Raw genomic sequence first — 15,469 nt, 5'->3', positions numbered from 1 at the left:
GTCGGCTCCATCCGGGCCACCGGCTACGGCTTCGGCGGCACGCTGACCTGGTATGGCGACAACGGCTTCTATGCCGACGCCCAGGCCGAGGCGACCTGGTATGACAGTGATCTCAAGTCCGCCACGCTCGGCACTGACCTTGCCAAGGGCAACAACGGCTTCGGCTATGCGCTGAGCATCGAGGCCGGCCAGAAGCTTGCGCTGCAGGGCAAGTGGACGCTGACGCCGCAGGCCCAGCTTGCCTATTCCTCCGTGCGCTTCAGCAGCTTCACCGATCCGTTCGACGCTGCGGTGTTGCTGAGCAACAGCGATACCCTCGTCGGCCGCGCCGGGCTGTCGCTGGACTATGAGGATGCCTGGACGGGCGCCCAGGGCAAGGTCAGCCGCTCGCATCTCTACGGCATCGCCAACCTCTATTACGACTTCCTCGACGGCAATGACGTCGATGTGTCGGGGGTCGGCTTCCACGAGCACGACCAGCCGCTGTGGGGCGGGCTCGGCATCGGCGGCTCGCTCTCCTGGGCCGACGACCGCTACACGGTCTTCGGCGAGGCGTTTGCCAAATCGAGCCTCAAAGAGTTCGGCGACAGCCGATCGATCGGCGCCAAGCTCGGCTTCAATGTCAAATGGTAACCAACCGCCGCCAGGCGCCAGAAGAAGGAATGATTGAATTGCGATTTTCGAAGCTCCCACGAACAGCCGCGGCAGCCGTGGCATTGGTGATGTTTGCCGCACCGGTGTTCGCTCAGCAGAAAGGGCCGGCGCTGCCGGGCGGAGCGTCCTCGCTGCAGGAGACCTATCAGGACTGGAGCCTGACATGCCAAAGCAACGCATCCAACGTGGCGTGCGCGATCTCACAGCAGCAGACGCAGCAGAACGGTCAGCGCGTCCTGGCTGTGGAACTGAGGCACAACGCCGATGAGAGCCTCGCCGGCACGCTCATCCTGCCCTTCGGGCTGCTGCTCGAGGCCGGCGCCACCTTGCAGGTCGACGACGGCCAGCCGCTCGAGCCGCTGCGTTTCTCGACCTGCCTGCCGGCCGGCTGCGTCGTGCCGCTCAGCTTCGACGAACAGACCGCGTCGGCCTTGCGCGCCGGCTCCGTGCTGAAGGTCAAGCTCAGAAGCACCGACCAGAAGGATCTGACGCTGTCGGTCTCGCTGAAGGGCCTCGCTCCGGCCCTGGACAGGCTCAAGACCTTGGCGGGCGTTTAGCAACTCGAAACGGGGCCCCAGGCGGTGCGAATGCTGCGATCAGACGGAGGGCGCAAAATGGACATTGGTCGCAGCTTCGCCGGCAGCTGGCTTTCAGCTACCCTCGACAGCCGGTCGCCCCGCGCCTCCTAATGGCTGTGTTGCGCCTGCCAACTAAATGGCAGGACAGATGAGCCAGCAAGACCAGTTTATCCCGGCACCCCGCCGCAGCCCGACCGTCGAGGCGGACGTCCAGCGCCTTGTCGAACCCAAGCGGAGATGGCCGCACTTCCTTGGGCGTCCTGCTTTTGGCCTTGGCGATGGTGGGCGTGGGCCACGCCGCGGCGAACTACGCCGCGATCGCAAGTCTGATTGGTGCCGGGATCCCGGCGCGGGCAGAAGCTGCCGCGGACCCGGCGCTCCCCGACTCGCCTTTTCTCCAGCAACGTCAAGCAGGCGGGTGTACAAGCCTGCTCGAAAGTCTTCCCGGTTCTCGGGCAGGTTCTGACCAGTGGTACGAAGTTCGGCGTGAAGTCGTCCTGGAACGACCAGGCCGCCGACAAGCATCCCATGCAGGCGCTCGTCGGCATGGACTATGCGACAACCCAGTATAACGGGCCCGCCACCGGCGTTATCTTCGCGGCCCCGACCGGGTCGGCCTGCGAGGGGACCATGGTCAGGGTCGTGCCTTTTGCCAAGCCTTGCGCGAGCGTGCCGGCCATGTTGCCGCCCAACAGCAAGATCTCGGACAATCTGGGCCAGCTCGCCGTCTACGTCTCGGCTGCGAGCCCAAGGGGCGACCGCCGAGTGGGTAGAAGATACTTGCGTATTTTCTAAAATAATGAAATACGACGTGCGCTTCCGTTGGGGAATGTGCAGGAGATGTATTTTCCGCAGTTTTTGGTGGGGATGATCGCGATCCTCATCGCCGTGGCGGCGTGGGTTTTCGCTGCCACTGGATCAGTGTGGCTTGCAGGCGGTTGGACCGTGGCAGCAGCACTGCTTTTGCAGGTGGGGTACTTCGGGCTGGTTCTCGGCCTGACATATCACAAGCCGCGCGTTGACCAGCCGGCGGCACAGGCCCCTAAAAGACAGCCAGCGGGCAACCGAGATAACGCTTCTAAAGACCTGCATGGCGCTCGCCGCCATTGATCGTAGCCGCAACGTTGGAACTGGACCTATCGCGCGTCCAGCCGGTCTCGATCATGCAATTGCGTATCGCCCTGGAAGCCGGGTCCATCGCTAACAGCCATCCTTGCGATTGGCACAGCTCCGGGATCCTGTGCTCCCGATCATGCGTAGCATCGCCTTTTCTGCGGTGTTCGACCGAGGCCTATGGCCAAGCCTTCTAACGGACTGCCTTAGGCGATCGCTCGTCGGCTGGCGGCTATATGTCGTATCGGGGAACCAATTTCGGCGATCGCAACTCCTGGGCTATTTTTGCCGCCTGGGCGATCGTCATGAGAACGTAGGTCGTGTCACCATCCGTGGAGTTTATGGCCAACACCACACGGCCAATCTCGTCGCTCATGGCGCAAGACCAATCTCGCACCGCAATCGCCCGGTTTCCCGCCATCTGCTCTGCCTCCCCGACAGAGCAAGCTATTTGGCCTGATGAAAACCAGCAATTTGGACTGAGTGCCCGGTCCCATTGGGCCCAACGTCCTTCTCGTCATTTTGTCCAGCACCGCGAGCAATCCAATCCTCCTCGGTGCGGCGAGCGAATTCGGAACAACAGCGATGAAGAACTTTGCCGGAACAGCACTGTCGCTGGATTGCTCAGTACAGACGAGCGCTGCCTTAGCGTTGGCCAATCAGTGCGAGCCAGATCAGCGCCGCTTGCATTGGGATCTCAAATTCGGCCGCTAGCGACTGGCGCCGCGCCGACGAGATTACCGAACGCAAGTCGCCAGCCCCGGCTTTGACGCTTGAGAGGAGTAGCGGAAGCCATGTTTGGCACGGGCGGCCCGGCCGGTAGCGGGGTAGACCACGAGCCGGGCCTGACCGGCGCAGGCTTGTTGGGCATCACGCCGGCTCAGCAATTTTATCAGCAATCACTAATGTTTCTGCCATGTGAACGGATGACGTGTATCACCCTCGAACATCAAGCTCGGCACAAATTTTGCTTCGCCGCCATCGGCGGAGGCGAAACAATGACACTTTCACGCGAACTGTTCGAGGTTGATCTAACTTTCCATTGCCCCAGGTGTGAAACAGCAGTGGTCCGAAAGGGATCGTGGATCAAGAGCGCCAAGGTCTTCATCTGCGACGCCTGCAGCACGCAAACTCGCCTCACATATGGGCTCAAGCTCGCCATCTTTGACGCGCATCTGCATCCTGAGGCGCCGCCTAACTTGCCCGCGACCAGAGGGCAGAGCCGGCAGTAAGCAAGACTGACGTCATCCCACATGTCCTACCGAACCGAGCTGGGCAAACATCACGGTTGGGACAAATCAGAGATTCCGTTTGCTGCGCTTGCAGCAGTCGCCGTGCCGAGCCACATCAGAACCGCTACCAGGGCTTGGTTCTCAGTATCCCGGCATGCTCCTCACTTGGTGCCAGGCAGTACTCCCAAAAGTTCTCCCAGGCGGAGCGGCAAGTGAGGTGACGCATCCAACTCGGCACAGCTGTCTTTCCATCGCTGGAGATACTCGGCGACTGGGATGCCGCTCCGACCAGGCCAGCGATTGAGTGCGGCAATTGCCTCGATGGATTGTGGAACCTGCTCGTATTCTTCTAGAAAGGTCAAGGACACCGCTTGCGCGAATGGATTAAGACCCGGAATTTCGATCTCGCTGCGGTGGTCGGCAAACCATGCTGCAGGGTCGCGGGTGAGGCCCTGCGTATCGGCGAGCGCCTCATAGCCTTTGATGATGTTCTGGCGGTATTCGGCAATGGCATCGCCGAAGGCGTTGTCGCCGGCGAAGGGCGGGTTTTGTTTCCAGCCCTTCGCCAAGCGTCCTAAGCCACGCAGCGAGAACGCCTCCACGATCGCTTCCTCCAACCATTGGCATGGAGGCGCGGGCTTCGCGTCGGCTTGCCAACTGTTGGCAAAGACATGGCCGAGCTCATGCCCGAACTGATAGGCTAGCTTCGACCAGTCGCGTTCACCGATATCGACGATGATCCACGCCATGTTGCTGCCATCCGGGTGAAGCCAGATGGCAGGCTGTCCTGAAGTGTGCTCGTCGACGCGAAGCCGCGCCGGCTGGCGGTCGGAAAGAAGACGGACTCCGTCAAGGCAGGCGTAACGCGTGCGCTCAATGACCTGTTGCGCGGCGCGCGGAAGCATACGCCCCCAATCGCCGGCGAGCTCGATTGGGGCGGTGAGGAGGGAGGTGGAGAGGGCGGCTTTAGGATATGACGGGGGCGTGGCTACGACACTCCTCTGCGAGCTACTCCACAGCATAACCGGTCGGAAAACCCAGCCGATCGCCGCGAGGACAACACCAAACTCGGCAAGTTTTCGCCTGTTCATCAATCGATATCCAGCCGGGGGAGGGCACTGGAACAAGACCGCCGTCGAGCCTCTGGCTGTCTTCGCTCAATTTAATAGCGCAGCACCACGAAGTGCAATGTGCCAGACGGATCCTCCACGCGGCTACATAAATGGAGCATCAAGTCGGCTCGGTGGAGTTAACCGTCAGCCACCTCTCACCTCGCATCCAGTGGGAAAACCGGTCTCGAGAACAAGCAGACTTGCAACGCGTCATTCAGACAATTCTTCTCCCGTGGAGGCGATCTGCCCAGCAACATGGATCGTGTCCACCTCATATACACTCTCATGGGGAAATTTTCTGAAGTAAGAATGCTCGGCATCTAACGAATTGTCGATGCTCGACGTTAGGATGGAAGAAAGTATCTCTAGCGTCGAATTTATAGTTGTCGAGCAAAGGGACCAAAGTCTAGTATCGAAATATCCATCTGTTCCTTCGAGCCAAGGGTGTCCCCTCCTCTTAAATACATACTTGCCTAACATGTCGTCAGAAGTGTATCGATTTATATCGAAGCCATCGGAAAGTTGGTACCTTCCGGAAATCTTAAATATTCTTTTGTTGAATTTTCCGGAGCTAATAACTTTAATAAGTGAAAGAGCGTGAATTAGGGAATAGGTCTCCGAGAGAGTTTTGGAGTAGTCGGGAGTCTTCCAAAACCCTCCAAGATTTCGGGACAGATGAAGCCCTGGATTAAGGCTGTTCAAAAAGACTGCAATGTCAACTTCCGCGCGTATCTCATCTTCAGCTGCCGAATCGAGTCGCATCGAAGACGAATCAACCAAAAGAATGAAGGCCTTTGGAACATGGTTTTTTATTGACCGAACCGTTCTCAGAGTCTGTGCAAGTCTCACATGAGGTGACAAAACTCCTTGATTTGTTCCCAGGGCGGATGTTACAATAAATATGTAAGGACTTATCTCCAACTTTTCCTTTGTATATGGAGCGTATTCCTTAATCGGTCGCAACGTTGTTGTCTGTTCAATGTCAAGTACTCGCGATCGTCTAAGATGTTCCAGGTACGACGCCATCTGTTGAACTTTGTCGATCCCGCGCGACCAGACAAAGTGTCTGAATCCACTTGGTTCGCCAACATATTGGTCCCACTCACGTACGAACTTGCATCGATTATCTAGAGGTTCTGTGTCTGCGGTTTGCGTTCGCACTAGAACATAATTCAATATCGGCTGATCGCCGAACCACCGGATAAGCTCTCGATTCGTAGGATCTTGGCACAGTCTCGCGACTTGAGCGCCGACGGGGCGGAAGAATTCCGCGTCTTTGTAGCCGATAATCCCGGAATTTGCGCATGGCAAAAACCTTTGCGCGCATTCAGGGTCCGCGCGACAGAGTTCAAGCCCGAACCAATTCCCGATTCGGCGCGAGTCGATGACATCAGCAATCTTGGATGAGGCTAGTTCGGGATAACCAGAACTCTCCGTCGTGACGCAAACGCCGTCTGCCTCTAGAACATCCCTCAATATCGACTCGATGTCGGCGTCGACAACAACATCTGTATCAAGGTACATAATCGGCGAGTAATCATTGAAAATATGTGATGAAATAATATAACGTTGGCAAATATTTATATGGGCAACACTCTCAATGTGAATACGAGACCTGTATTGCCTTGGAATATATGGGATGATGTCTTCCGTCTCTCTGTCAGAGACAATTGCTATGTTACCGTTAAAATCTCCAAATTCTAGTAAGGATGTCAACATGATGTTCAAGCATTCAAAGTATGTATTATCACCAAAGGCAACAGTATAAACGAGTGGGCGAAAGGGAGGGCTTTCTCTTGTTGAAGACATTGCGTCTAATCCGCTTGCGAGCCCTGCTCGCAGCAAACTTCGCGACGCTGGACAAAGAAATCAAGGTTATTCTTGAGGCGCTGATTGCATGGGTCCAGTTCGAGCGCTTTTTGTCCCCACTCCACCGCACGATCCATGGCGTTGAGATGCCAGCACGCAATTGCCCCGAGATCGTAGAGCCGAAAACCCCAGCAGCTCGCGTCATCGAGATAGCTTCCAGTGCGACGCGTCTTCTCGATGCCATTGCTGCAAGCCCAGAACAGATTGAGCCAGTCGGCCTTGCCGTGAAACTCCTCGGCAAGGTCAAGCCAGATCTCACGTCGATGCGGCGCTTCCATCCTGGCCTTGTCCAGCCAGGCCAACCTTTGCTCCGGTTGCATGCGGGCTATATAGCGCATGGCCTCGGATCGCTCTTCGTCCCATCTGCTTGTCGGCAGGGCTAGGTAGCGTTCAAGCAGTTCGACTGCCCGCTCTTGTTGGCCTGCCCACATCAAGTCCCGTCCGAGCCAGAAACAGATTTGCGCGTCTTGGGGATCTTCCTCGTGCGCCACTTGCATCAACGGCAGGTAGTTGCTGCGCGTCGGCTTGGATAAATCCTGCACCTCGTACATCACTATGTCGCTGCTGTTCGCCGTGACCTCCTTTTCTCCGGTGAAGACGAGCGCCTCGTGGACCGGTCGCTTAAAGCGATATCCCCATCGGTGGTGAAAATTCTTTGTCGACCACCCTCGCAGCGGCGTCGGATCGTCGACGCTGGACCTGTATATAGTCTTGCAAAAGAGGGCTGAGGTTTCGGGGGTCCAGGCAGCCTCTAGCTTCTGTCGCCAGCCGGCTTCGAGAAACCGATCCATATCCATCGTACAGCATATGTCGACGTCATCGGGCAGGAGCGCCATGGCGGCATTGCGGGCATCGTCGAAGCGCCAAGGGCGGACTGCAATCTTATGCACCGTGACCCCAGCGGCGGTCAGCCGTTCCACCGTACCGTCACTGCTGCCAGTGTCGGCGACTATCCGATAGTCCGCGTCCGCGGCCGAATTGGCCCACCGTTCCGCGTTGGCGGCTTCGTTCAACGCGATGGTATAGACCGCGACTTTCACGACGCCTTCCCGATCCGTGCGACGCTGTCATGTGGATAAGATGGATTTGCGCGCTTGCGGATGGCCACGAGCCCACCGAGCAATTGCGCCCGGTCGAGCTCATAATGGCTATCGAAGAAGAGAATTTCGGCGAATTGTCCCGCAAGCGTACTGACACCGAGCGGATCGACCGACCGCGCCGTCCCCCATTCCTTAATTTCCCGCAACAAGGTCTTGGTCGGCGTGATGCTGGTGGGGTCTTCGCCAGGCGGCTGCCAGTCGAGGTCCTCGATGAAATACCAACCATCCCCGGCAAGAAGCGGAAAGAACTCGCGCAGCGTAAGTTGTTCGTCGAAGGACGCATGGCTGCCATCGTCTACAATGACGTCGAGTGAGCGCGCTTCGATCGTTGCCGCCACCCGGCGGAGGTCCTCCACGTTGGACTGGTCGCAGACGAAGGATCTGAACCTCTCGTTGTTGAGCCATGAAAAATCCGTCAGGTCGACGCCGATGACCTGGCAAAATGGAAAATAGCTCTGCCACAGGGTCACCGAAGGCGTCTCGGTCTGGCTGTGTTCCGCCAACCCGCGGCAGAGCCCAATCTCCATCAGTCGCTGCATGGACAAGCGCCGCGCCGACAGCAGGCGATCGTAGATCCTCGCATAGCAGTGGCGGTTGCCGGTATGCCGGTTCTTGTCGGTGTTGAACTTGTCGGCAAGCGTTGTGAAGGAAGGAAAGCCCTCCAGCGGCCTGATAAGCTGCTCGATGAACGCGGCGCTCTTTTCGTCGGGCCTGGCTTCGTTGCGCGCCGTCCAAAGGTGGACTCCGAAAACGCGGTCGTCGTTCAGATAGTCCGCCAGTTCCGAGATCGGCTTTTCGAACCTGTCTGTTTCCGTCCAGTCGATCGAATTGAAGAACATCGGGCTGAAGACCTGGTCGTGCAACTCGGAGCCGGCATCGGAGGCGATGTAGTCGGACAGCAGCTTTGGTCCGATGTCACCAAATTCCTTGCCCGGTGCCGCGTGGAAGCGCTCGATAGACATTTCATAAAGCGCCCTGAGGTGTCGGCTGTAGGGCTTGGCGTAGATGACGTTGCCGCAAACAAAATGACCCTTGTGCGATCCACGCCATTGCAGATTGAAGAAATGATCGCCGCTGAAGGCAAACGGCCTCAGCATGATGATGTCGGAATCCATCCATAGGCCGCCATGCTCGTACAGCACAGCGTAGCGAAAGACATCGCTGAAATACCTGATCTCGGAACCAGCGACGATGCGCTCGAACGTAGCCCGAGGCATGACGTCGTCGGCAGCGCTAACCTCAACGCCATGCGGCAACAGGAAGTCCAATCTCTTCGGAGAATAACTCCAAACGCGCACCGGATGGCCAGCCGCCCGCATCGAGGCGGTGGCGGCAATCAGGGTGCGATGCTCGGCCTTTTCGGAAAGCACTTCGTAGAAGCAGTGGATCTGCGGCAGCGCCGCGCCATCGCTGACGAACGGCGCGATGCGCCGATCGAAATCCCACGATTGCCTTTGCCGTTCCGCCGGCGAATCGACCGCTTCCAGGAAAGGCGCGAACTTGCGGAAGAACTCCTCGGTCGTCCGGCTCGAAGGGAAGCCGAAAGGCTTCGGCTCGGCAGGTGCATCAGCGCCACTGAGGCGGCTGCCGCTGCCGCCAAATCTGATCCTGTCGGCATCTCCCGCGCCATGCGGGGTGTGAGGTGGCGTCGGCTCGAGACGGGCAATGTTGACACCCGAAGCCAGTTGCGCAACGTCGTCGAGCAACGCGGCGACCTGGTCAACCTGCACGGTCGCGATCCACGACTCGCTACCGCCTGCGCCGTAGGAGATCATCAGGCGCTTGGCGTCAGGATGCCAGGCGAGCCCGGCAGCGAACTCCAAGCCCTTGTCATGGAAGTAAAAGGGCCGCGAGACCTTGCTCAGTCGGTGGCCATCGTCGAACCAGACGAAGCGGTGCTGGTGATAGTGACGGCCCTCGTTTGGCCTCGCGCGTGCCTCGTGCACCAGCGCCAGCCAGCCGCCGTCGAAGACAATCGCCTGCGAGCTGCCGCTGAACTGTGGCGCCGCGATCATCGGCGCTTGCTCCGAAACCGTCCGGCCGCTCTCGTCCAGTATCTTCGTCGGGTCGCACCGATAGACAAAACGGAGCCGGTCGCTGCCGTCAGAACTGGGCTCGACCAGCGGCATCCAGTTCTTCTCGTGCTGCCGTTGGCCGGCCGGGTGAATCACTCGCCAATCGGTGAGAGTGTGTGGTCCGAGCCCAGTGTCTTCAATTCTTGCCAGTACCTGCTCGCACCGTCCCTCCGGCGTGAGCTGCCGCACGCAGGCAATTCCCCAAAGCTTGTCGCGCCAGGCGAACAGCCGCATATCCGCAAAACCGATCATCCGATCGTAGGCGGGCGACGGCAGATCAGCCGGTGGCAGCACTTCACGAGCGTCCTTCGTGACGAGATCGCTGTCGAGACGCAGCAGGAAATTGCGCGTCGTGATCGGCGCCTCGCCGGGCGTTGGGTATTGGCCGGCATCGGTCGGCGTCGAGTTGACGGTGGGCTGCAGCAGCACGATTCTATCCGCCAGGCGCGCTACCGACGGGTTGGTTGCCACATAGCCCTCCGGCGCGGCAAAATCGATCCGTCGTGCCTTAAAGGATGGCATGGTTTCGTTCGCCGGCCGTATGTAAAAATAAAGATTGGATCGCGCCAGGTCCCTCGGCCCGTCGCCGATTTCCCGATCAAGGGCAAGCCAGTTGCAAGTTGCGAAACCGCGGTCCTTACGCGCCGGATCGCGGGCGTAGTTCGCGGCAATCGAATACTCCTCCCGCAGTCCTGCCGTGTAGATAAAATCCTCGAGAAACAGGATGTCCTGCTCGGGTCGCTTGATTGCCAGTCCGGCTTCCGAAAACAGCACGCTGGCGTCGTTCATGCCCTTCTCGCGATAATGGTGGGCAAGATCATAGAGCGGCTCGGCGCGCTGCGGGCGCGCGTTGAAAGCGGCGAGGGCCTGGTGGATGAAACCGGCATCATCGCCCATCTTTTTTAGGCACCGCGCCTCCTGGAGACGGGCGTTCCATGCCTCCTCGTCCCAGCCGCCCATCGCGGCGCGCTTGGCGTACGCCACCGCCGCCTTCGCCGTCCGCCCGGCGTCACGGTAGGATTGCGCAAGGTAGAACCAGTAGCGATGGTTTTCCGGATCCTTGTCCAGAGCTCCCAATAGGAGCTTTATGTCACGCTCGAACTTGTCGACGCGGTTCGAACCTGTGGCATGGTCCTTGTACCAGATACACCGCAGTTCGTGCACGCCATCAGGCACGTCTATGTATTCGTGAGTCACACCGTGATAGCGCGCACCCGATGTGCGCCTCACCAGACGCGTGTTCCAGTAGGCAAGGCCGGACTCCGACTTTTGCAGAAGCCGATAGCCCGGCGCATCGAGCTGTTCTCGAAACCGGCGATCCTCAACGACGAGCTCCATGTCGGCGTCGTCGAAAAGCAGGTAGTCGTAGCCGAGGCTGGAGGCGTAGGCATGCTCGAGGGCCGCGTTACGCGCCTGCTCGAAATTGTGAAACGAGAATTCATGCAATTCGCCGGGTATGTTGCGGGCGGCAAAGAAAGAGCGGATGAAATCCTGCGTCCCGTCGGTCGAGCCGGTGTCGCCAATCACCCAGCAGTCAATGTGATCGGCGACAGCACCGAGACAACGCTCAAGATTGGCCATCTCGTTCTTGACGATCATATTTAGGCAGAGACGTTTTGCGGTACTCATTCGCTGACTGTGGACCCCACAGAACATTGTGAGCAGAGGCTTTGGTGATGGTCTCGCGGCGTCATATGAGACAGCGATTTATTCGGATGCGCAACCATCCATATTCTTGCGGAACACAGGAGCTGCCGCTTCGGTCGTTTGGATGATTTCGCAAAAGCACGGGATCGGTTTTTGCCCGGTCCGCTCCAATCTCGCTCCTTCGGTCCGGCATCTTCAGACATCCAACGGCGGCGTTGCGCTCTGGACAGGCCTGCTGCAACTTCCGGTCGAGCCCCTTGATCTGACCGGCACCAGCTGTTCCGGCGGGCGATGGTCGGACCCTGCTGCATTTTTTTGTTCCAAAGAGGGGCTCGATCTAAACCTCGGATTTCCCACGATGTTTGGACTTGGGCTTTGACCGCACGGATGTTGCTACTCTCGTAGAATTCGTAATTTATTAACCAAGCCATTTACAAGTTTATAATTTTCGAATTTACTAATGTCTAATTAAGGAGAGGGTAATCGCGGCCTGCGGGGAGACCGTCGGTCGGGATATCTGCGAAGCTTGGAGTCCGGAAGTAAAGCCACTTGCTGCGTGAGGGCGCAGCATCGTGGTCGACCGGGGTTTTTGTCAGTCCTTGGTGCCTTCCATAGTGTCCCCTCGCGAGCGGGTCGGTTCCCTCACTAGTCCAGTCGAAAGATTGCGACGCGCGTGATGGAGTCCCCGGTGCTTCGAGTGATACCCTCCGCCCAACGCCCCTTTATCGATGCGGCAGTCCGTGTGGCCGCACCCCCAATTGATCCGAACCTCTCAGCTCTCATCGACTTGCGGGCAGCCGCCGGTCGCTCGTTTGCTGACGCGTTCCAACGAGTGAAATCACACCTCGCAATCGGCCGATTTTCGGGATCCGCGAGCTCGAGCCACCTGGTTCGATCGCGGGCGCGCGGCACCGACTGAACACCGAGATACGAACCGGACAAGCGGCGGCGCAGCCGCCGGCCAGCAAGGAGGACGTTATGAGTTATACAGCGAGTTTCGCGGCAATGGAGGTCAGTGTTCGGGGCGTGCTGCCGATTGGCGACACGACCGAAAATGTGACCTACTTCATTCTAGACTCGGCCAAGAACACGATCGTTGGCCAGGTCATTCTTCCCAAGGCCGCCAAGCAAAGCCTCGCTGTATCCCTCACCGTCAAGGTCCCCAGCACCGCTGGCTCATTTGCGATCGGCACGTTCGATGACGGTGGGAATTTCCAAGCCGCCAGTTTCCTGCGGGTCGAAAATCCGGCCGTTCATCGGCCAGCCGGCGCCGCCGGACCGTCTGGACGGTGATCGCGGGCCAAACTCTTTAGCCCAAACGCTCGCCTGCCGGATCGGTGGACAGCTCTTCCCCCCCCTGAATTGAATTCGAAGCCAACAGGAGCCAGTTATGGCCCGCGCATCTGAAATTCTGTTTGTGGATCCTTCAGTTTCCGATGTCGAGACCGTCCTCTGCAATTTGAGGCCCGAAGTCAGGGCGGTGTTGCTTGATGGGTGCCGGCCAGCGGCGCAGCAGATCGCTGCAGCTCTCGCTGGACACAAAGAGTTCGGCGCCATTCATATCATCGCCCACGGCGCACCAGGGCGAGTGAATTTCACCTCGGGCGAATGGTCCGCGTTGACTTTGAAGGACGCGGCTGATGATCTCGCCGAAATCGGCAGGGCGCTTGCCGAAGATGGCGCGTTGCGGCTTTGGAGCTGCCACACAGCCTCCGGGGATGTTGGCGAAGCTTTTATAGAGGCCTTGAAAGCAGCCGTCGGCGCTAGCGTTTGCGCCTCGATATCGCTGGTAGGTGCGGCCGCCCTTGGCGGTTCTTGGGAGCTCTCGGCTCAGCGGAACTCCTTGGAGCAGTTGCCGCCGATAACGGCAACCGGCATTGCCGATTATATGGCGGTGCTCGCCTCTGGCGATCTTACGCTTACTGGCACGATCGATGCCGGCAGCAGCAAAAGTATCAACACTTTCTATCTGATCGACACAACAACAAGCCCTGCCACGGTTGTTGGAAGTTTTGTCCTCCCTTCTGCGGCAAACAGCGTAGCTACTAATTTTGCCATAACGATAACAGTCCCTGATACTACCCATACTTATGCCATCTATAGCAGCGGCTTCAATTTATATGGCACGCTTTCCCCTGCCGGTGGGAATGCCTACTCTTTTACCACTGACGAAGGAAATAACGGCGACAACGGCGATACATTCAACGGCGGGCTTCTGACCATCACAGGCCAAGGCCAAGTCGGTCCGACTGGCCCGGCTGGCGCGACTGGAGCGACGGGCGCAACCGGAGCCACCGGTGCGACTGGCGCAACGGGACCGACTGGCGCGACGGGTGCCTCTGGGGCCACCGGCGCGACGGGCTCGACTGGTGCCGCAGGCGCGACGGGAGCAACCGGAGCTACTGGTGCGACCGGCTCGACTGGCGCTGCTGGAGCGACTGGCTCGACCGGGGCCACAGGTGCGACGGGCGTGACCGGTGCCACTGGAGCGACAGGTGCCACAGGCTCGACCGGAGCTACGGGTGCGACGGGCGATACCGGCGCGACTGGCTCGACGGGAGCAACCGGAGCGACAGGTGCGACGGGTGATACCGGTGCAACTGGAGCCACCGGCTCGACTGGTGCCACGGGCTCGACCGGGGCAACCGGAGCCACAGGCGCGACCGGTGATACCGGTGCCACTGGGTCCACCGGCGCGACAGGTTCGACTGGGGCGACCGGAGCCACGGGTGCGACGGGCGATACTGGTGCGACTGGCTCGACCGGAGCGACTGGTGCCACAGGCTCGACGGGAGCCACCGGAGCCACAGGTGCGACGGGCGATACCGGTGCAACTGGAGCAACCGGCTCGACCGGAGCGACTGGTGCCACAGGCTCGACGGGAGCCACCGGAGCTACGGGTGCAACAGGCGATACCGGCGCTACTGGAGCAACAGGCTCGACCGGAGCGACTGGTGCCACGGGCTCGACCGGGGCGACCGGAGCTACAGGTGCGACCGGGGCGACCGGAGCCACAGGTGCGACGGGTGATACCGGTGCAACTGGAGCAACCGGCTCGACCGGGGCGACCGGAGCCACAGGTGCGACTGGCTCGACCGGAGCGACTGGTGCCACAGGCTCGACGGGAGCCACCGGAGCTACGGGTGCGACCGGCGATACCGGTGCAACTGGAGCAACCGGCTCGACCGGGGCGACCGGAGCCACAGGTGCGACGGGCGATACCGGTGCAACTGGAGCAACCGGCTCGACCGGAGCGACTGGTGCCACGGGCTCGACTGGCGCAACTGGAGCCACGGGTGCGACGGGTAATACCGGTGCAACTGGAGCAACCGGCTCGACTGGTGCCACGGGCTCGACCGGGGCGACCGGAGCCACGGGTGCGACGGGCGATACCGGAGCGACTGGCTCGACTGGTGCCACGGGCTCGACCGGAGCGACTGGTGCCACGGGCTCGACGGGAGCAACCGGAGCCACAGGTGCAACCGGCGCTACTGGAGCGACCGGAGCCACAGGTGCGACGGGTGATACCGGTGCAACTGGAGCAACCGGAGCCACAGGTTCAACCGGCGCTACCGGCGCAACAGGTTCGACCGGAGCGACTGGTGCCACGGGCTCGACTGGCGCAACTGGAGCCACGGGCTCGACTGGAGCCACAGGTGCGACGGGCGATACCGGCGCAACTGGAGCGACCGGCTCGACTGGCGCGACTGGTGCCACGGGCTCGACCGGGACGACCGGAGCCACGGGCTCGACAGGAGCAACCGGCGCAACTGGAGCAACAGGTTCGACCGGAGCGACTGGAGCCACGGGCTCGACTGGCGATACCGGAGCGACTGGCTCGACCGGGGCGACTGGTGCAACCGGCTCGACCGGAGCCACAGGTGCGACGGGCGATACCGGCGCAACTGGAGCGACCGGCTCGACTGGTGCCACGGGCTCGACGGGAGCAACCGGAGCCACAGGTGCGACGGGCGATACCGGAGCGACTGGCTCGACCGGAGCGACTGGTGCGACGGGCTCGACGGGAGCAACCGGAGCCACAGGTGCGACGGGCGATACCGGAGCGACTGGCTCGACCGGAGCGACTGG

Annotated in this window: 11 protein-coding genes; 7 read left to right on the top strand and 4 right to left on the bottom strand. The window is 60.0% G+C overall.

Annotated features, from left to right (window positions below; genetic code table 11):
* The 5 genes from P9273_RS07930 to P9273_RS07910 all read left to right on the top strand — a co-directional run.
* A partial coding sequence (locus P9273_RS07930; protein WP_278048375.1) for an autotransporter outer membrane beta-barrel domain-containing protein occupies window positions 1-633 on the top strand: 633 nt, incomplete at its 5' end.
* Between the two features lie 89 nt (window positions 634-722).
* On the top strand, window positions 723-1,211 hold the full coding sequence (locus P9273_RS07925; protein WP_278048374.1) for an invasion associated locus B family protein: 489 nt from the start codon (window positions 723-725) through the stop codon (window positions 1,209-1,211).
* A gap of 351 nt (window positions 1,212-1,562) precedes the next feature.
* Window positions 1,563-2,027, top strand: coding sequence for a hypothetical protein (locus P9273_RS07920; RefSeq protein ID WP_278048373.1), 465 nt, complete (start codon window positions 1,563-1,565; stop codon window positions 2,025-2,027).
* Window positions 2,028-2,072: 45 nt separating this feature from the next.
* Window positions 2,073-2,342: an exopolysaccharide production repressor protein gene (locus tag P9273_RS07915; RefSeq protein WP_040999638.1), complete on the top strand. Its 270-nt coding sequence runs from the start codon at window positions 2,073-2,075 to the stop codon at window positions 2,340-2,342.
* A 797-nt stretch (window positions 2,343-3,139) separates the two neighbouring features.
* Window positions 3,140-3,577: a hypothetical protein gene (locus tag P9273_RS07910; protein WP_278048372.1), complete on the top strand. Its 438-nt coding sequence runs from the start codon at window positions 3,140-3,142 to the stop codon at window positions 3,575-3,577.
* A 161-nt stretch (window positions 3,578-3,738) separates the two neighbouring features.
* On the opposite strand, the gene P9273_RS07905 is transcribed toward P9273_RS07910, so the two are convergent.
* The 4 genes from P9273_RS07905 to P9273_RS07890 form a co-directional block, all read right to left on the bottom strand.
* Window positions 3,739-4,668 carry a hypothetical protein gene (locus P9273_RS07905; protein WP_278048371.1) on the bottom strand — a complete coding sequence of 310 codons (930 nt, stop codon included), beginning with the start codon at window positions 4,666-4,668 and terminating at the stop codon, window positions 3,739-3,741.
* Between the two features lie 231 nt (window positions 4,669-4,899).
* A complete protein-coding gene (locus tag P9273_RS07900) occupies window positions 4,900-6,498 on the bottom strand; it encodes a hypothetical protein (protein ID WP_278048370.1) in 1,599 nt (532 codons plus the stop codon).
* Window positions 6,499-6,503: 5 nt separating this feature from the next.
* Entirely contained in the window at window positions 6,504-7,598 is a 1,095-nt protein-coding gene (locus tag P9273_RS07895; RefSeq protein WP_278048369.1) for a tetratricopeptide repeat-containing glycosyltransferase, read from the bottom strand.
* Complete coding sequence (locus tag P9273_RS07890; protein ID WP_278048368.1) at window positions 7,595-11,362, bottom strand: glycosyltransferase; 3,768 nt, start codon at window positions 11,360-11,362, stop codon at window positions 7,595-7,597. The genes P9273_RS07895 and P9273_RS07890 overlap by 4 nt, the downstream gene beginning before the upstream one ends.
* Before the next feature lie 996 nt (window positions 11,363-12,358).
* Here P9273_RS07890 and P9273_RS07885 point away from each other — a divergent pair.
* Together P9273_RS07885 and P9273_RS07880 are read left to right on the top strand one after the other, a co-directional pair.
* Window positions 12,359-12,673, top strand: coding sequence for a hypothetical protein (locus P9273_RS07885; protein ID WP_278048367.1), 315 nt, complete (start codon window positions 12,359-12,361; stop codon window positions 12,671-12,673).
* A gap of 97 nt (window positions 12,674-12,770) precedes the next feature.
* Window positions 12,771-15,469, top strand: a 2,699-nt coding sequence (locus tag P9273_RS07880; protein WP_278048402.1) for a DUF4347 domain-containing protein, incomplete at its 3' end; no start/stop codon positions are given.

Source organism: Mesorhizobium sp. WSM4935, assembly GCF_029625735.1.
In the GTDB taxonomy this organism is placed as follows: Bacteria; Pseudomonadota; Alphaproteobacteria; order Rhizobiales; family Rhizobiaceae; genus Mesorhizobium.
The sequence above is the reverse complement of the archived record's forward strand: the minus strand, read 5'-3'. Positions and strand labels throughout refer to the sequence as shown.